The organism is Shewanella oncorhynchi, assembly GCF_030848765.1.
GTDB lineage: Bacteria > Pseudomonadota > Gammaproteobacteria > Enterobacterales > Shewanellaceae > Shewanella > Shewanella oncorhynchi.
This window is the reverse complement of sequence record NZ_CP132914.1, coordinates 4,499,806-4,516,615: the sequence shown is the minus strand read 5'-3', so window position 1 is coordinate 4,516,615 and position 16,810 is coordinate 4,499,806. Positions and strand designations below refer to the sequence as shown.

The 16,810-nt window shown below is 46.8% G+C and carries 18 protein-coding genes; 10 read left to right on the top strand and 8 right to left on the bottom strand.

Annotated elements, in window-relative coordinates; translation table 11 throughout:
• The first annotated feature begins 27 nt into the window (after nt 1-27).
• The 6 genes from lysA to RA178_RS19985 all read left to right on the top strand — a co-directional run bounded on the left by lysA (nt 28) and on the right by RA178_RS19985 (nt 5,203).
• Nucleotides 28-1,272, top strand: coding sequence for a diaminopimelate decarboxylase (gene lysA, locus RA178_RS20010; protein ID WP_173496191.1), 1,245 nt, complete (start codon nt 28-30; stop codon nt 1,270-1,272).
• 76 nt (nt 1,273-1,348) lie between these two features.
• Nucleotides 1,349-2,176 (top strand): diaminopimelate epimerase, encoded by an 828-nt coding sequence (gene dapF, locus RA178_RS20005; protein WP_306683540.1) that lies wholly within the window; start codon nt 1,349-1,351, stop codon nt 2,174-2,176.
• Nucleotides 2,173-2,802 carry a DUF484 family protein gene (locus RA178_RS20000; RefSeq protein WP_131523371.1) on the top strand — a complete coding sequence of 210 codons (630 nt, stop codon included), beginning with the start codon at nt 2,173-2,175 and terminating at the stop codon, nt 2,800-2,802. Before dapF ends, RA178_RS20000 begins: the two co-directional genes overlap by 4 nt.
• Nucleotides 2,803-2,859: 57 nt before the next feature.
• The gene (gene xerC / locus RA178_RS19995; RefSeq protein ID WP_131523372.1) at nt 2,860-3,780 is read left to right on the top strand and encodes a tyrosine recombinase XerC; all 921 of its coding nucleotides are present in this window, start codon (nt 2,860-2,862) and stop codon (nt 3,778-3,780) included.
• Nucleotides 3,780-4,511, top strand: coding sequence for an HAD-IA family hydrolase (locus RA178_RS19990; RefSeq protein WP_219251942.1), 732 nt, complete (start codon nt 3,780-3,782; stop codon nt 4,509-4,511). Before xerC ends, RA178_RS19990 begins: the two co-directional genes overlap by 1 nt.
• Nucleotides 4,512-4,624: 113 nt before the next feature.
• The gene (locus RA178_RS19985; protein WP_306683537.1) at nt 4,625-5,203 is read left to right on the top strand and encodes a HupE/UreJ family protein; all 579 of its coding nucleotides are present in this window, start codon (nt 4,625-4,627) and stop codon (nt 5,201-5,203) included.
• A gap of 29 nt (nt 5,204-5,232) precedes the next feature.
• Here the strand turns inward: RA178_RS19985 and RA178_RS19980 are convergent, their stop codons facing one another.
• From RA178_RS19980 to prmA, 6 genes are all read right to left on the bottom strand, one after another.
• Nucleotides 5,233-5,736, bottom strand: a complete 504-nt coding sequence (locus tag RA178_RS19980; RefSeq protein ID WP_105250431.1) for an AlbA family DNA-binding domain-containing protein — start codon at nt 5,734-5,736, stop codon at nt 5,233-5,235.
• A gap of 132 nt (nt 5,737-5,868) precedes the next feature.
• Entirely contained in the window at nt 5,869-6,624 is a 756-nt protein-coding gene (gene ric, locus RA178_RS19975) for an iron-sulfur cluster repair di-iron protein (RefSeq protein ID WP_306683535.1), read from the bottom strand.
• 653 nt (nt 6,625-7,277) lie between these two features.
• The gene (locus tag RA178_RS19970; RefSeq protein WP_306683533.1) at nt 7,278-7,952 is read right to left on the bottom strand and encodes a hypothetical protein; all 675 of its coding nucleotides are present in this window, start codon (nt 7,950-7,952) and stop codon (nt 7,278-7,280) included.
• A 261-nt stretch (nt 7,953-8,213) separates the two neighbouring features.
• Nucleotides 8,214-8,519, bottom strand: a complete 306-nt coding sequence (gene fis, locus RA178_RS19965; RefSeq protein ID WP_006083371.1) for a DNA-binding transcriptional regulator Fis — start codon at nt 8,517-8,519, stop codon at nt 8,214-8,216.
• Nucleotides 8,520-8,535: 16 nt separating this feature from the next.
• A complete protein-coding gene (gene dusB / locus RA178_RS19960) occupies nt 8,536-9,504 on the bottom strand; it encodes a tRNA dihydrouridine synthase DusB (RefSeq protein WP_306685432.1) in 969 nt (322 codons plus the stop codon).
• A 174-nt stretch (nt 9,505-9,678) separates the two neighbouring features.
• Nucleotides 9,679-10,560: a 50S ribosomal protein L11 methyltransferase gene (prmA, locus tag RA178_RS19955; protein WP_105250427.1), complete on the bottom strand. Its 882-nt coding sequence runs from the start codon at nt 10,558-10,560 to the stop codon at nt 9,679-9,681.
• A 454-nt stretch (nt 10,561-11,014) separates the two neighbouring features.
• Here prmA and RA178_RS19950 point away from each other — a divergent pair, with 454 nt between their 5' ends.
• The 4 genes from RA178_RS19950 (at nt 11,015) to RA178_RS19935 (ending at nt 15,411) form a co-directional block, all read left to right on the top strand.
• Nucleotides 11,015-11,737 (top strand): fumarate reductase cytochrome b subunit, encoded by a 723-nt coding sequence (locus tag RA178_RS19950; protein ID WP_306683514.1) that lies wholly within the window; start codon nt 11,015-11,017, stop codon nt 11,735-11,737.
• A 171-nt stretch (nt 11,738-11,908) separates the two neighbouring features.
• Nucleotides 11,909-12,580, top strand: a complete 672-nt coding sequence (locus RA178_RS19945; RefSeq protein WP_173247897.1) for a fumarate reductase cytochrome b subunit — start codon at nt 11,909-11,911, stop codon at nt 12,578-12,580.
• A gap of 93 nt (nt 12,581-12,673) precedes the next feature.
• Nucleotides 12,674-14,680: a fumarate reductase flavoprotein subunit gene (locus RA178_RS19940; RefSeq protein ID WP_306683512.1), complete on the top strand. Its 2,007-nt coding sequence runs from the start codon at nt 12,674-12,676 to the stop codon at nt 14,678-14,680.
• Nucleotides 14,680-15,411, top strand: coding sequence for a fumarate reductase iron-sulfur subunit (locus RA178_RS19935; protein WP_173496204.1), 732 nt, complete (start codon nt 14,680-14,682; stop codon nt 15,409-15,411). The genes RA178_RS19940 and RA178_RS19935 overlap by 1 nt, the downstream gene beginning before the upstream one ends.
• Before the next feature lie 50 nt (nt 15,412-15,461).
• Here the strand turns inward: RA178_RS19935 and RA178_RS19930 are convergent, their stop codons facing one another.
• Together RA178_RS19930 and RA178_RS19925 are read right to left on the bottom strand one after the other, a co-directional pair.
• Entirely contained in the window at nt 15,462-15,746 is a 285-nt protein-coding gene (locus RA178_RS19930; RefSeq protein WP_168825853.1) for a putative quinol monooxygenase, read from the bottom strand.
• Nucleotides 15,743-16,765 (bottom strand): zinc-binding alcohol dehydrogenase family protein, encoded by a 1,023-nt coding sequence (locus tag RA178_RS19925; RefSeq protein ID WP_306683509.1) that lies wholly within the window; start codon nt 16,763-16,765, stop codon nt 15,743-15,745. The genes RA178_RS19930 and RA178_RS19925 overlap by 4 nt, the downstream gene beginning before the upstream one ends.
• Nucleotides 16,766-16,810 lie beyond the last annotated feature (45 nt).

Sequence of the window (16,810 nt, the reverse complement as noted above, 5' to 3'; positions counted from 1 at the left end):
CGATAAAGCGCAGTAAGGAATCAGACATTGGATCACTTTCTCTACCAACAAAATGCCCTGCACGCCGAAGGCTGTCAGGTCGCCGACTTAGCTCAAACCTATGGTACGCCGCTGTATATCTATTCCCGCGCCACGCTAGAGCGCCATTGGCATGCCTTTAATAACGCCGTGGCAGATCATCCACATTTGATTTGTTATGCGGTTAAAGCTAATTCGAACTTGGCCGTACTGAATGTGTTGGCACGTTTAGGTAGTGGTTTTGATATCGTTTCGGGTGGTGAGTTAGCAAGAGTGATTGAAGCGGGCGGCGATCCCGCTAAAGTGGTGTTCTCTGGCGTGGGTAAAACTGCGACCGAAATGGAACAGGCACTTAATCTGGGCATTTATTGCTTTAACGTCGAGTCGAGCGCCGAGCTTGAGCAGTTAAATTTGGTCGCAGGTCGTTTAGGTAAAGTGGCGCCAGTTTCCTTGCGAGTCAATCCCGATGTGGATGCGGGTACTCACCCCTATATTTCGACTGGCCTTAAAGAAAATAAATTTGGTATCGCTATGGATGAGGCCGAAACCGTCTTCGCCCGTGCCCATGCTTTGCCACATTTAAAAGTGAAAGGTGTCGATTGTCATATCGGTTCGCAATTGACAGAAATTCAACCTTTCCTCGATGCAATGGATCGTATGCTAGCGTTGATCGATCGTCTGGCTGAACAAGGTATAGTCATTGAGCATTTTGATGTGGGTGGCGGTTTAGGTGTGACCTATGATGCTGAAACTCCGCCGCATCCTGATGTGTATGCCGCCGCCATATTAGCGCGTATGGGCGACCGTCAACTTAAGCTAATCTTCGAACCGGGCCGTGCGATTGCCGCTAATGCGGGGATTTTTGTTACTCAGGTGCTGTATCTGAAAGAAAACAGCGACAAGCGTTTTGCGATTGTCGATGGCGCGATGAATGACTTAATTCGCCCAGCACTTTACAGCGCATGGCAAAATATTATCCCAGTCGTGCCAAGGGACTCTGAGGCCTATGAGTTTGATATTGTTGGTCCAGTGTGCGAAACAGGTGACTTTTTAGGTAAAGATCGCAAGCTGGCTTTAGTGGCTGGGGATTTACTTGCTGTGCGTTCGAGTGGTGCCTATGGTTTTGCGATGGCCTCTAACTACAACACGCGTCCTCGTGCGGCCGAAGTTATGGTCGATGGTGAGCACGCTTTCTTAGTGCGTGAGCGAGAAAAATTGTCTCAGCTCTGGCAAGGTGAGCAACTCCTGCCGTAAACTAGAAAAATTATATTGATTCAGGCGCTTGGTTTCATACTTAATGAGCGGCGCCTCGGCTTAAAGGATAAGTATCTTGATCCAATTCACTAAGATGCACGGACTGGGTAACGATTTTATGGTGGTCGATGGGGTCACGCAGAACGTGTTCTTTTCGCCTGAGCAGATCCGCCGTTTAGCCGACCGTAACTTTGGCATAGGTTTCGATCAATTACTGTTGGTTGAGCCGCCCTATGATCCCGATTTAGATTTTCATTATCGCATCTTCAATGCCGATGGTACTGAAGTCGAACAATGCGGTAATGGCGCCCGCTGTTTTGCCCGCTTTGTACGCAATAAAGGATTGACCAATAAGAGTAAAATCCGTGTTAGCACTTCATCAGGTAAGATGACTCTGCGTTTAGAGCGAGATGGCACAGTTACCGTGAATATGGGCGTGCCTATTCTTGAACCAAGTCTAATCCCCTTTAAAGCCAAGAAAGCCGAAAAAACCTATTTACTGCAAACACCACTGCAAACCTTTTTATGTGGCGCGGCTTCTATGGGCAATCCCCATTGTGTGCTCGACGTTGAAGATGTGGCGAGCGCCGCTGTTGCTGAAATTGGTGCCATGCTCACTAAGCATGAGCGCTTTCCCCGTGGTGTGAATGTGGGATTTATGCAAGTAGTGGATTCGGGCCACATTAAGCTGCGGGTGTATGAACGTGGTGCGGCCGAAACTTTGGCCTGTGGCACTGGCGCGTGTGCGGCCGTGGTTGTAGGTCAAGTGCAAGGGAAGCTCGACCAGCAAGTGCGGGTGGATTTACCCGGCGGTACTTTAACCATCAACTGGGAAGGCGAGGGGAAACCTTTGTGGATGACGGGCCCAGCGCAACACGTTTATGATGGACAAATTCAGTTATGACAGAGCCTTTGATGCCGCAGACGAATGTGCCCTTTGATGAGTTGATTATTCGCGAGTATCTGCTGGATAATCCTGATTTTTTTAATCGCTATCCCGAGCTATTGCTGGCAATGCGTCTGCCCCATCTGGAGCGCGGCGCCATCTCTTTGGTGGAACGTCGTCAAGAAATGCTACGCCAGCGAGTCAGCCAGTTGGAAGAAGAGATCACCAGTCTGTTAACGATGGCGGCGCGCAACGAGAAAATTTACCAATTCAATACTGAGTTATCCTTCCAGCTACTGAATTGTGCCGATCTAGTGTCACTCAAAGAAGTGCTGGCCGACAGTTTAAAATTACAGTTTAATTTCAGTCATGTGCGTTTGATCAGCGTTCTCGATGCCGATATGAAGGCAATATGGGATCAAAGACTGCATAAAGGTCACTATTTTGGTCGGCTAACGCAACAAGAAGCCAAACGGTTATTTGGTAGCGAAGTGGGGTCGGTGGCACTGACTAAATTGTCGGAAGACAACCCGGTGATTTTTGCCATTGCTAGCCAAGATGTCACCCATTTTCATCCTGATATGGATAACATGCTGCTGGAACAACTGCGGCGTTTACTGGCGCATATGCTTGCTAAGCTGTAACAGCCGTTGAGCGATTTTGCTCACCCAAGGCTTGGCAAAACCCACGAGGAAACCGATATGAGTACGCAAACAGGCGAAGTGTCGGCATTAAATACTCAATGGTTACAAACCTTTGAACGTTATCTGAGTACCGAGCGACAGTTGTCTGCCCATACAGTACGTAATTACCTTTATGAGCTTAATCGCGGTAGCGATCTCTTGCCCGAAGGCGTGCATTTACTCAATGTGAGCCGCGAGCATTGGCAGCAAGTGTTAGCCAAATTGCACCGCAAAGGTTTAAGCCCGCGATCGCTTTCTCTGTGTTTATCTGCGGTAAAACAATGGGGTGAATTTTTGCTGCGCGAAGGCGTGATTGAGCTTAATCCCGCCAAAGGCTTAAGTGCCCCCAAACAGACCAAACCTCTGCCGAAGAATATCGATGTCGATGCCATCAGTCATTTGCTGGACATTGAAGGTACAGATCCGCTGAGTCTGCGTGATAAAGCCATGATGGAATTGTTTTATTCCAGTGGCTTACGTTTAGCAGAACTTGCCGCGCTCAATTTATCCAGTGTGCAATACGATTTGAAAGAAGTGCGAGTCTTAGGTAAAGGTAATAAGGAGCGTATCGTCCCTGTCGGTCGTTTAGCGATTACTGCGCTGCAGAATTGGCTCAATTGCCGAAAGCAGATCCCCTGTGAAGATAACGCCTTATTTGTGACTGAAAAAGGTAAGCGACTTTCCCATCGCAGTATTCAGGCGCGCATGGCTAAATGGGGTCAAGAGCAGGCATTATCGGTGCGAGTACATCCCCATAAGCTGCGTCATTCCTTTGCCACTCACATGTTAGAAGCGAGCGCCGACTTGCGGGCGGTGCAAGAATTATTGGGTCATGCGAACCTAGCGACCACACAAATTTATACCAGTTTGGATTTCCAACACTTAGCTAAGGTGTATGATAACGCCCATCCTAGAGCGAAAAAAACACAGGATAAATAATGCGTTGCTATCTTAGACCTCAACATATTCAAGCGATCAGTTTCGATCTCGACGATACCCTGTACGACAATCTGCCGCATATTTTAAATGCCGAAGCTGAGCTGGCGACGTTTCTGTTGCAGACTTATCCATTATCGCAGGCGTGGCAACCCCATGATTGGCGCAGGCTAAAACTGCAACTTTTGCAGCAAAATCGTGAGCTCGCCCACGACACTAGCGCAGCCCGTTTAGCTACGCTTCGCCAAGGCCTAATACAGCTAGGGTATTCGGCGACTGAAGCCGAACGCGGCGCCGAGCAAGGATTAGCATGCTTTTATTTTTACCGCAGTCATTTCCAAGTGTCTGACGAAGTGCTCTTATTACTCAAGCGCTTATCGCAGCATTTTAGATTAGTCGGGATCACCAATGGCAATGTGGATGCCGAGCGGATTGGTTTAGGGGAAACTTTCGAGTTTGTGTTGCATCCAGGTAATGGCGTGCATATGAAACCCGCTAAAGACATGTTCGCATTAGCTTGCTCGCGGTTAAAGATTGCACCGCAACACTTACTGCATGTTGGCGACAGCATGAATGCAGACGTTCGTGGTGCTCGGTTGGCGGGGTGCCAGTCTGTGTGGCTAAATCCCAGTTTTGGTCGAGTCGATTCCTTACCGATCGCCGCCTTGTTGCCCCATTTAGAAATAGCCTCCCTCGACGCTTTGACAAAAGTATTGGCTATCGACGTAAACTAACTTAGCGTGCATTTTTAATCTGTATCTTTGGGTGATTGAGATCAAGGTTTGCCAGCTAAATTTGCACTAAAGTTAAGTTTTATATCACTAAAGTCACTGACTAAGGCTATTTTATGGCGCGTATCGGGTTGTTATTACTGCTCTCTTTATGTTGGATCGCGCCGGTATCGGCCCATGAGATCCATTCAGGTGGCGGTTTCATGTCGGGTTTTAATCATCCCGTATTGGGCTTCGATCACTTGCTGGCTATGTTGAGTGTGGGCATGTTGAGCACCCAGCTCGGTGGCCGCGCGATTTGGACTGTCCCCTTAGCATTTGTCACCTTTATGTTAGTGGGCGGGATTTTAGGTTTATATGCGATTGCTGTTCCCTTTGTTGAAATAGGTATTGCCCTTTCTGTGTTGTTGCTCGGTCTTGCTATCGCCTTCGACCGTCAAATCCCGCTGTTATTCGCCATGGCCTTTGTGGGTGTATTCGCGATTTTTCATGGTCACGCCCACGGCGCTGAAATGCCTGAATTGGCCAGCCCAGTCCTGTATGCCCTAGGATTTTTATTTGGTACAGCAGTCATCCATTTAGGCGGCGTAATGATAGGCATTGGAATGCAGCGGATGACAGGGCAACGCAATTTAATGCGCGTTACTGGCGTGGCGATTGCGGCCATGGGCGGCTATCTATTAGCAGGTTTTTAAAGTAATAACAGGATGTTAGATTTACTGGATTAACGCGCCTTGAGTTGCTTCATGCAAAGATGGGCGCGGCGTAGCAGTAGATTGACTTGCCGACGGCTCGCGTGCATGTCGGCATCTCCCACTCTAAAATAACTCCCAGTGTAAGGATCGCTGCCTACGTAGATAGGTTTTAGCTGCTCAGGCGCCAGCGGTACGCGGATACGAATCAGCTTTTTATTCATAATTTCAATAATCTGCACATCTGAAATCGCTAAAAGATTGTGACTAGTGCGACTCGGGTCATCGAGTATTTCCCAAAATTCTTGCAAGACGGGAAGGGGGTTGGGAATGCCTTCAATACTGAAATGGCCACGCTCTTCCCGCACACCTAGGATGATTTCACCACCCAAAGTGTTGGCAAAAGAGCTATAAGTAGCCCAAATGTCTTCGGGTAATTGACCTTGGCCATCGCGGCCACCTGCGAGTTTAAATTCTACTTGGGCCGATTCGTGCAAATTGGCAATATCATCGAGTGCAAATGATTGAAATGTCATGGCAGCTTATCCGTCAGCGACACATGACTTGTTGTAGCACGTCAACAATTGAAAGGCCAGACTTAGGTCTGGCCTCAAGGTTAAGCGGAAAATCTGTAATTTGGAGCCGCTACGGGATAAACATTTAATCAATTATTGAGTCAGACCCAATGCCTTAGGAAAAAGAATATTGTTTTCTAAGTGAATATGCTGATGTAAGTCCGCCTCAAATTCCGCCAGAGTGGCATAACAAACACGCCATGTAGTGCACGCATATTCAGGTGGTGTGAAGTCGTTAGTGAGCTCGTGTAATTTTTGCAAAATCAAACCGACTTCTTCATGCTCATGTTGCATCGCATTGATGGGGTTGCCAATATGGCCAAAGCAAGCCTCAACCTGCTCTCCATGACTCATGGCGCGGATCGCCGGAAACAGTATTTTTTCTTCCTTCATTAAATGTGGCATTAAGTCTTCAACTAAGGCTCGTACCCAACCCGCAAAGGGAACGATTTCGGCATAGTGCTCACCGTGAGCGCGAATCATCTTTTCGGAATATTCGACTAATAAAGGGGCTTTTTCGCGCACGTATTGATGGTGCGTTGATTCTATATATTCGATAAGTTGATCTAAGGGTAATTGATTTAATTCATCTTCTTTGCTACCGGTAAGTGTTGCGGCATTCAGCGCAGCAACCACTTTTGCGGGATCTACATCTGCACGCTCACAGGCGACCACCAGTGATTTACCCCCGCCACAACAAAAATCGATACCAAATTGACTAAACACATGTGCGCGGCGAAAGTCTTCTGCCACTAGTTCACCTATTTTTCGTTCTAGCCAATGATTGTGTTGAGAATTAAACCCATGGAGTGGGAGTTGTGCATCTTTTGAGGCAGAAGTAGCAGACATGAGTAGCTCCAGAGCAGCAATAAATTTACATTCATATTATTTGCAGCTTTATTTTGTGACAACTAATCCTGACTAAAATAGTCAGGATTTGCAGTTGATGTCACAGTCTATACTGAGAAATATCGCTTAAGGAGTAGGAAGAGCTGACTTAGTTTGGATGTAGCAAATTTACACTCGGGATTATTAATATGAGTTGATATTGCTGCTGGAATGGTTAGAGCGATATGAGGGGTTTGGTTTATTATTATATTTTGGACTCAGTGAGGTGTTGCAGACCCCGTAGTTGGCTGAACAGCACATCATTATAATCAACTGCTAATGGTTCGAGGGATGAGTGTTCTCCTGAGATATTCTTGGGCGGCTCAAACACTGGGTAGACTAGCCTTACTGCCATAACTAAAGTCCAGTATGAGCCTTGAATTTGCTTCAATTTTCATCATTAACGAAACACAACTGAACGAGCAACCTTAGATTAATTTTCATTAGAAAGGGATAAGGTTTACTGTTTTAACAAGGGAGATACGATGCTATCAACATCCCTAATCAAAGCGCTGATGCTCTTATACGTAACCACCTTCCATCGGCAAATATTAAGTGTTAGGCCAGTTGCGTTAGCATGCTCAGCAGTTTTATTCATTGTTAACTTCAGTGGTCTAGTTCTTCTTTTGCTTCGCTAATTTTTGGTTAAGTTTATCTATTCGTTTTTCATAATTATCCGTCCAGCCTTGCTTTAGAGCTTGTTTAGAGAGCTTTAATGCACCTTCAATATTGCCTTCTTTCTCAAGAATAATTGCTAACTGCTTGTAGCCTGTATGTGAGGGCAGCATTTGAGGTTCATCATAATAAGGATCTTTAATTCCCGTTATGTTCTGTAGTTTTTTTAGTTCTTTAGGTTTTTCGAGATGACGAAATTTTTTGACCAACTTACTAGAGATAGATATTTGCATTAAGCAGAATTCTTTGGCTTTTTCATAATGTTCTGGGGCTGTTCTCAATGAGTAGTGATGCTTGATAAGTGATGCAAGGGCTAGGTGCGCATCAATCAGGTTACTATCAGGTGCCGTATAACACTGGAGTAACTCGTTTTCTACTTTGGTTTGGAGAATATGCTTTGCTTCATCACCAGCAATGTAAGAAAGAGTAAGTAAAAGACTTAGTTTACCGAATCCATTGTTAGAGTCAGTTTTATCTAAATCTTGGTATAGGTAGGGAGTTTCGCCAATTGGTAAGCCCATAGGACGATAGTCGTTAGCAACTTGGTTTCTTTGACTTGCAGTTAGAGCTTGAAGCCACCATTCCTTAAGCTGATACTTATCTAACAAGTCCATAAAATCACCCTATTCAAGTGTGAAGGTGGGATACGAATTTCGATATAGCTCAAGTTGTTTGTTCATTGCGTTGAATAATAGTTCTTCCCCCATGAACATACACAGCAGTCTTTGATAAATGCACTCTATAAAGATTACGAGTACTGGGCAAGTAAGATAAATTCTAATACGAGTAGATCACTAACTGTGGGGTTCAAAATGTAAAAAGGGTTAATCATTTCTGATTAACCCTTTTTAATACAGCAGCTTAATCCTTGCGGATTAATTCATGCCGTATTTTTTCAATTTTTTACGCAGAGTACCACGGTTGATACCTAGCATGTTTGCTGCGCGGGTTTGGTTGCCACGAGTGTGTTGCATGATGATGTCAAGCAGAGGCGCTTCAACTTCGCTTAGCACCATTTCATAAACTTCTTGTGCTTCCTGACCGTCCAACTGTGCGAAGAAGTTAGTTACGGCACGCTTGACGGCGTCACGTAATAACTGGGGCTTGATAGTGCCGTTTGCTGTTTCGATTTTGCCAACGGTAAGCTGGTGAACTTCTGTGTTAGTTGTCTGATCAAACATTCTATTCTGCTCTTTATTAATTCTGTACTAATTCATCAAAATAACATTCCACGAGGGAATACTGTTCTGCAGCGGTTTCCAGCCGATTAAAGTCAGCCCTAAATTGGCGCTGAGCTTCTTGGTCTAGGTACCATCCCATATGTTTTCTGGCGAAGCGGATACCCTTGTATTCACCATATAAGTCATACAGTTTGGTGAGGTGTTCCAGCATCACTTGACGCTGTTCGGCAACCTCAATGGGCGCTAGCATATTACCCGTTTCCAAGTAGTGCTGGATTTCTCTGAAAATCCAAGGCCGTCCTTGAGCACCCCGTCCTATCATCAAGGCATCGGCACCGGTGTATTCCAGCACAAAGCGGGCTTTCTCCGGACTGTCGATGTCCCCATTGGCGACGACAGGAATCGAGACATTCTGTTTGATTGCTTTGATCGTGTCGTACTCGGCGTTGCCTCTGTACATACATTGTCTCGTGCGGCCGTGAACGGCGAGCGAGGCTATGCCACAATCCTCTGCAATCTGGGCGATTTGAACACCATTCTTGTGCTCTGGCTCCCAGCCGGTGCGAATCTTTAACGTGACAGGCACGTTCACTGCGGCGACCACGGCTTGTAAAATCTCTTTTACCAGCGGTGGATTTTGCATCAGCGCTGAGCCAGCCAGCTTTTTATTCACTTTTTTCGCGGGGCAACCCATGTTGATATCAATGATGTGAGCACCTTGTTCAACATTGAACAAGGCGGCTTGCGCCATTAAATCAGGATCAGCCCCTGCAATTTGCACTGAGCGGATGCCTTCCTCGCCAGAATGCGTCATGCGCTGGCGGCTTTTATCTGTATCCCAAACCTCGGGATTGGATGAAAGCATCTCGGAAACCGCTAAGGCTGCGCCATAACGAAGACAAAGATTGCGGAAGGCTTGATCGGTGACACCTGCCATTGGTGCCACGATCAGCTGATTGTTCAGTTGATAGGGTCCAATCTGCATTTTATGTTTCACCTTAGCTCTTCAAAGGGGCGCTATAGTAGCCCTTTTTGTTGGCCGTGAAAAGGTCAATAAATGACCTAGAGGTAATTTTTTTTCTTGACTTTTAATTGACGAGAAGTCAGAGGTCAAATTGTTGGAAGCCAGCGGTGGCGCATGTTGCGCCACCCTTTAGCGCTATTTACGCTTACCTGTCAAGCGACTCCAATCTTCTTTGTGAGCCGCTGCGTCCATATCGAACCATTGGCTATAAAAGTCAGAGATTTCTTGGGCTTGTTCTTTGAGGAGACCGGAAAGGGCAAGTTTGCCACCGGTTTTTACGCGTTCTGCGATCAAAGGCGCTAATTCTCGCAGAGGGCCTGCAAGAATGTTAGCGACCAGTACGTCGGCTTTGAGATCGGCGGGTTGGTCTTCTGGTAAGTACAACGCCAGCTTGTCAGCGACATCATTGCGCTCGGCGTTGGCACGCGAGGCGTCGATGGCTTGATAGTCGATATCGATACCTGTGACTTTTTTTGCGCCCAGTTTCAGTGCGGCTACGGCTAAGATGCCTGAACCACAGCCAAAATCGATCACTTCTTCATCGCTTAAATCTAAGCTGTCTAGCCACTCTAAACACAGTGCTGTCGTGGGATGAGTGCCAGTACCGAAGGCAAGACCCGGATCTAAGATCACATTGACTGCGGTTGGATCAGGGATTTCGCGCCAGCTTGGACAGATCCATAAACGTGTGCCAAATTGGATGGGGTGGAAGTTATCCATCCATTCGCGTACCCAGTCTTTATCTTCAATTTGTTCGACTTTATGGCTGAAGTTCTCACCGAGGAAAGGCAAGGTTTTCAGCATGGCGATGGTCGGTGTCAGATCGGTTTCTGCATCGAATAAGGCCACTACCACGGTATCGCGCCACAGTGGGGTTTCGCCCAATTTAGGTTCAAAAATAGGGGTATCTTTACCGTCTTCGAAGGTGATAGAGACTGAACCTTCTTCCATGAGCAAGTCGCTGATGGTTTCAGCGTCATCGCTATTGGTGTTTATACGGAGTTGGATCCAAGGCATGAGGGCATCCTGTGACTGAGTGTTCATAAACTAAGGGTTCAAAATATCGCGGTATTGTATACCCAAACTATCCCAAAATGCAGGATGTAGCGGGAATTTAAAGCGCTTTAGGTAAGGTCGTTTGGTTATCACTAGGGTTTAGGTTCGACGACTGGCTATCCTGGTATTACGCTTTTGTCTATACAGACAAGGGGTTAGCTGGCGGGTATGGATTAGTGTTAAAAAACGAATTGTCAGTTTTATTATTTGATATAACACTATGAAATATATTGGTTAATTGGTTTTACCTTTGTTTGGTTTTGATACGTTTTTTGTGATCATCTTCTAAGAGTTTAACTCCGTCAGGTGAGTTGGCTCACGCTTTAAATCTGTGACACTGAAGCCTGATTTGAGTTGCTGCTATGGTGTAGTTTGCCAAGAGGTGCCAACGATAAACGACATAGGTTAATTCAAGATGACAAGCATAACTCGAGTTCACAATAGGGTGAGTACACCGCTAGGTCATCCTTGGTCGGCTAAGGCTGATAGGCTGCAGAGTGCGACAGGGATTATGCTTGGCAGCTTTTTACTATTACACATGCATTTTGAATCGAGTATTTTGCTGGGTAAAGAGGCTTTTTATCGGGTCGTTCAGTTGCTTGAAGGTGGAATGTTTAGCAGCACAGGACATGGTTTTCCTATAGTCACTAAAGTGTTTTCAGTGCTTATGCTATTGGTGGTGATAGTACATGCCGCGGTGGCGCTACGGCGTTTTCCGGCGCAGCTAGGGCAATGGCGAGCCCTGCGTTCGCACATGGGGAATATCAAGCATAAGGATACCCATGCGTGGTTTTGGCAACTGATCACCGGCTTTATCTTATTTTTCCTCGTTCCTGTTCACCTCTTCACTATGATTTTGAATCCCGAAATTGGCCCGCATTTATCAGCTGAGCGGGTTTATCACGATAATGCTTGGTTGCTGTATGCGCTGTTACTTCCCGCTGTAGTGGTACACGCCATGATTGGTCTCTATCGCGTGGCGGTAAAGTGGGGCATAACCACTCAGCGTTCAGGTCTGCGAAAATTCGCTAAGGTGCTGATTATTTATTTGCTATGCCTTGGTACTGCGAGCCTTGTTTCATATCTATTTATCGGTAGCGAGCTCGGTATTCCTGTGCAGCCCTTCGTACCTGAGTAGGCTTTAAGCCAGCAGCAGGATTTTGTTTCACTGCTATTATTAAGCATTAGGTTAATTATTCAGCACTCAATTGATCTGGCTCACGTTTTCGTGTGGATGTGTGAGCGATATTAGTTTGCGATAAGACTTAATGAGATTGGCTCGATAAGGTCAACGGCGTGAGGCGATAGGATGGCGATCAAATTAAATATTAAAAAATGGAGTGCTTGGCTGGATTTAAGCCAGAGTTTGTCAGGGGTAATACTCGCAGTCTTTTTGTGGACCCACTTAGTGTTAGTGTCATCGATTTTATTGGGTGCGGATGCCATGAGTTGGGTTGCTCGCACTATGGAGCTGAGTTTTCTGTCCGCTGATGGACACGGTTATCCTTGGGTAGTGACTTGTATTGCCATTGGTATTGCCATTTTGGCGTTAGTGCACGTGTTAGTGGCATTGCAAAAATTACCCATGAGTCTGCGTCAGCAAAGGGCTCTACGCCAACAAATGCAAGTGATCAACCACAGCGATACTCGCTTGTGGCGCTGGCAAGCCATTACCGGTGTAGTGATTCTACTGCTGTTGCCTGTGCATTTGTGGCTTATTGGCTCGGCTCCCGAAACCATTGGCCCTCAGGGAAGCGCCGATCGTATTTGGAATCAAGGTGTCTGGATGGTGTATCTGCCTTTACTGCTCACTGTGGAGTTACATGCAGCAATTGGCATTTACCGTGTGGCTTTGAAATGGGGCGCGGCGCGGGATCTCAACAACCGCAGTCGATTACGTAAGATCAAGACCATAGTGAGTGTGCTATTTGTCACTGTTGGTGTCGCCTCACTTCTGGCATTTTTACCCTACGCGAGTTAATTCCGCTTTTAATCAATGATTAAGTTAATCAGTGAATAGAATGTCGAACATAAAAAAACAGCACAAAACAATAGACCCCATTAAGGAGCAGGCGTGAAACTGATTTATACCGATTCATTGGTGGTAGGAGCTGGGCTCGCGGGCTTAAGGGTCGCTATCGCTTCGAAAGAGCGTGGGCTTGACACTTTAGTTCTGTCACTCATTCCTGCAAAACGTTCCCACTCTGCTGCCGCTCAAGGGGGGATGCAGGCGAGTTTAGGCAATGCCGTTAAGGGAATGGGCGATGATGAGGATGTGCATTTTCAAGATACGGTAAAAGGTTCCGACTGGGGCTGCGATCAAGATGTCGCACGGATGTTTGCCCATTGTGCACCTAAGGCAGTACGTGAACTGGCCAATTGGGGCGTACCTTGGTCTCGGGTGACTGCTGGCCCGAGAGAAGTGATAGTCAATGCGCAAAAAGTCACGCTACATGAGGCCCAAGAAGCCCATGGTCTTATCAACGCCCGTGATTTTGGCGGGACTAAAAAATGGCGCACTTGTTATACCGCCGACGGTACAGGTCATTCGCTGTTATACGCTATGGATAACAAAGCGATTTCCATGGATATTCCCGTCCATGAACGTATCGAAGCCTTGGCACTTATTCACGATGGTAAGCGTTGCCATGGCGTGATTGCTCGTTGTTTGATTACGGGTGAACTTAGAGCCTATGTGGCTAAGTCCACTACGATAGCCACTGGTGGTTATGGCCGAATTTATGAAGTGTCGACCAATGCGATCATCTGCGAAGGTATTGGCCAAGCGTTGGCATTGGAAACGGGCGTGGCAAGGCTTGGCAATATGGAGGCGGTACAATTCCATCCCACTGCCATTGTACCCGTGGGCATTTTAACAACGGAAGGGTGCCGTGGTGATGGCGGCTTATTGCGCGATAAAGACGGTTATCGCTTTATGCCTGACTATGAGCCCGATAAAAAGGAGTTGGCATCGCGGGATGTCGTATCGCGTCGCATGACTGAACATATACGTAAAGGTAAGGGCGTCGATAGCCCTTATGGCCCCCACCTGTGGCTAGATATTACCCTTTTAGGTCGCAAGCATATTGAAACGAATCTTAGGGAAGTGCAGGAAATTTGTGAGAATTTCCTTGGCATCGATCCCGCTAAAGATTGGATCCCTGTACGCCCAACTCAGCATTATTCTATGGGCGGTATTCGGACTAATGCCACAGGTGAAAGTCCGCAGCTTAAAGGCTTATTTAGCGTAGGTGAGGCGGCTTGTTGGGACATGCACGGCTTTAACCGTTTAGGCGGTAATTCGTTGGCCGAAACCGTGGTTGGCGGCATGATTATTGGTAAATATGTCGCCGATTTTTGTGAGAACAATAGCCTTGAGATCGACACTCAGCTTGCTGAACGGTTTATGCAGCAGGTGCAGAGTGAAATCGATGTGCTGGTCGAGGGTGATGGTCATGAGAGCGCCTTTGAGCTCAAGCGCGAAATGCAGCGCATCATGATGGATTATGTGGGGATTTTCCGTAATGGCCCCGAGCTTGAAAAAGCGGTTGCCGAGCTAAAAGTGTTGCTCGAGCGTTCGCGTAAACTCGGACTTAAGTGTAAAAAGCGTCACGCCAATCCTGAGTTAGTTGAAGCCCTGCGGGTCAAGCGTATGCTAAAAGTGGCGCTAACCGTAGCCTGCGGCGCAGCGGCGCGAACAGAGAGTCGTGGTGCCCATGCTCGCGAGGATTATCCGCAGCGAAATGATCGAGACTGGCTGAATCGCACCTTGGCCAGCTGGCCGGATCCCGAGGCACTCGAACCTGTGCTTAACTACGAAGCACTCGATGTTATGAAGATGGAACTCCCGCCGGGTTATCGTGGTTATGGCATCAACAACGCCATAGTGCATCCCGATACCGAAAAGCGTGAACAGCAAATTGCCGAGATTTTAGCTGGGCTAGGTGATGATGCTGACCGTTATCAAAGGCAGCGGGCTCTTATGCCCTTTGAATTACCCGAGAGCTTACAACCCAATAATGAACGTTTAAGTGATACTTTAAAAAGTCCATCTGCCAATGCGTTAGGAGAAAAATCATAATGAGCCAAGGTCGTCAGTTAACCTTTAATATCTTTCGTTATGATCCGCAGGAGCCAAACGATAAGCCGAAAATGGTGCGTTATCAGCTTACCGAAACGCCGGGGATGACGGTATTTATCGCCCTTAATAAACTCAGGGAAGAACAAGACACTTCATTGCAGTTCGACTTTGTTTGTCGTGCAGGTATCTGTGGTAGCTGCGCTATGGTGATCAACGGTTTCCCGACGCTAGCTTGCCGCACCTTAACGGCCAAATATCCTAAGGGCGAAATCACCTTAATGCCGCTGCCAGGTTTTGAGTTGATTGGTGATCTCTCGGTTAACACTGGTAAGTTTATGCGGGAATTGGCCGAACGCTTAAAGCTGTGGTTACATCCTAAACCTAATGATATAAGCGTGCATCGACTTGAAGATCCTATGGATCCAGATGAAGCTGCGCGTTTGTATGAGCTAGAGCGCTGCGTTGAATGTGGCGTGTGTGTTTCCGCCTGTGCGACTAAACAAATGCGTGAAACTTTTGTCGGCGCTGTGGGTATGATGAAAATAGCTCGTTTTGAGATGGATAGCCGTGACGCTCGTACTGCCGAGGATTTTTACCATGTGATTGGCAATCAGGATGGCGTGTTTGGCTGCATGACTTTACTCGGCTGCCAAGATAACTGCCCTAAGGATTTGCCACACATGCAGCAAATCGCCTATTTACGCCGCAAGATGGCCATGACTTTGATTTGATTCGTGATAAATGATGAAAAGCGCCAACGTGTTTGGCGCTTTTTTGTTGATTAGCAGGCGTAGCTTTTGTGAATGTCAGCTCGATTGATTATGTCTGCGGTTTGAGCGACGAATGCTTGAAAGTGCGTACTCGCCATATGTTCATCCAGTGCGGCTTGGGATTGCCAAATTTCGTACATCCAGAAGATATTTTCATCATCTAATGAGTGATGCAGTTTGTATTCGATGCAGCCAGCCTCGGTATGAGTGTCTGTCACGAGTTGCTTGAGTATCTTAAATAGCGTATCGCTTTGGCCTTGATTCGCTATGATTTGAGCAAATACTGTTATTTTCATTGGTTAAAACCTTCTAAAACAATTTTACCGATCGCTTTGCCAGACTCTATCTGAGCGTGAGCTTTGATTAAGTTTTGGGCATTAATGGTGCCGTAGTGCTCACCGAACGTACTCTGTAACTCGCCTGTATCGATAAGAGCGCTTAAGCGGTTGAGTAAGTGATGTTGCGCAATCATATCCTCGGTCTGATATAGGCTGCGGGTAAACATCAGTTCCCAGTGTAAGGATAAGCTTTTACGCTTAAGTTTCATCACATCTAATGGCCCCTTAGGATCATCGATTAATGCTAGTTTTCCTTGTGGCTTAAGCACTTGTACTATTTCATCAAAATGCTGATCGGTTTGGGTTAAGCTAATCACATGGGTCACATCAGTAATGCCAATATTGGCAAGTTCCTGTGAAAGTGGCTTGGTGTGGTCGATAACTGCATCGGCACCAAGTTTGTGCACCCAAGCGGCGGATTTAGGACGAGATGCAGTACCTATGACTTCTGCACCTGTGAGTTTTACTGCAAGCTGAGTGATGATTGAACCCACACCGCCGGCCGCACCGATAATTAAAATACGGGCGTCAGTTGCCGAACCATCTTGGGGTAAAGCTAAACGGTCGAATAAAATCTCCCATGCTGTAATCCCCGTTAAAGGTAATGCCGCGGCTTGGGTATAGGTTAAACTTTTAGGTTTATGGCCGACAATTCGCTCATCAACCAATTGATATTCTGCATAACTTCCGCTGCGACTGATATCGCCTGCATACCACACTTCATCGCCAACGTTGAAAAGACTGGCTTTCTCACCAATGGCTTTGACGACACCGACTGCATCCCAGCCGATAATTTTGTATTCGCCTGCAGGCGCTGAGCTAGATGCACGGATTTTTGTATCAACCGGATTGACAGAAATGGCTTTGATTTCCACTAAAAGGTCAAAACCTGTCGCAGTTGGCTCGGCTAGCGTGATGTTTTCTAATGCATTGGGCGCTGTGATTGCACCTGCTGTCTGGTAACCAATGGCTTTCATGTTTATTCCTCTGGGTGTACTTGCTGGAGTCTACTTGTTTGAGTG

Excerpts from the sequence above, each read along its gene's own strand:
- RA178_RS19945 (WP_173247897.1), top strand. The coding sequence starts at position 11,909 with ATGGCGATCAAATTAAATATTAAAAAATGGAGTGCTTGGCTGGATTTA.
- dusB (WP_306685432.1), bottom strand. The coding sequence starts at position 9,504 with ATGCAGATTGGACCCTATCAACTGAACAATCAGCTGATCGTGGCACCA.
- RA178_RS19950 (WP_306683514.1), top strand. The coding sequence starts at position 11,015 with ATGACAAGCATAACTCGAGTTCACAATAGGGTGAGTACACCGCTAGGT.
- prmA (WP_105250427.1), bottom strand. The coding sequence starts at position 10,560 with ATGCCTTGGATCCAACTCCGTATAAACACCAATAGCGATGACGCTGAA.
- RA178_RS19935 (WP_173496204.1), top strand. The coding sequence starts at position 14,680 with ATGAGCCAAGGTCGTCAGTTAACCTTTAATATCTTTCGTTATGATCCG.
- RA178_RS20000 (WP_131523371.1), top strand. The coding sequence starts at position 2,173 with ATGACAGAGCCTTTGATGCCGCAGACGAATGTGCCCTTTGATGAGTTG.
- fis (WP_006083371.1), bottom strand. The coding sequence starts at position 8,519 with ATGTTTGATCAGACAACTAACACAGAAGTTCACCAGCTTACCGTTGGC.
- RA178_RS19990 (WP_219251942.1), top strand. The coding sequence starts at position 3,780 with ATGCGTTGCTATCTTAGACCTCAACATATTCAAGCGATCAGTTTCGAT.
- RA178_RS19980 (WP_105250431.1), bottom strand. The coding sequence starts at position 5,736 with ATGACATTTCAATCATTTGCACTCGATGATATTGCCAATTTGCACGAA.
- RA178_RS19970 (WP_306683533.1), bottom strand. The coding sequence starts at position 7,952 with ATGGACTTGTTAGATAAGTATCAGCTTAAGGAATGGTGGCTTCAAGCT.
- ric (WP_306683535.1), bottom strand. The coding sequence starts at position 6,624 with ATGTCTGCTACTTCTGCCTCAAAAGATGCACAACTCCCACTCCATGGG.
- RA178_RS19925 (WP_306683509.1), bottom strand. The coding sequence starts at position 16,765 with ATGAAAGCCATTGGTTACCAGACAGCAGGTGCAATCACAGCGCCCAAT.
- RA178_RS19985 (WP_306683537.1), top strand. The coding sequence starts at position 4,625 with ATGGCGCGTATCGGGTTGTTATTACTGCTCTCTTTATGTTGGATCGCG.
- xerC (WP_131523372.1), top strand. The coding sequence starts at position 2,860 with ATGAGTACGCAAACAGGCGAAGTGTCGGCATTAAATACTCAATGGTTA.
- RA178_RS19930 (WP_168825853.1), bottom strand. The coding sequence starts at position 15,746 with ATGAAAATAACAGTATTTGCTCAAATCATAGCGAATCAAGGCCAAAGC.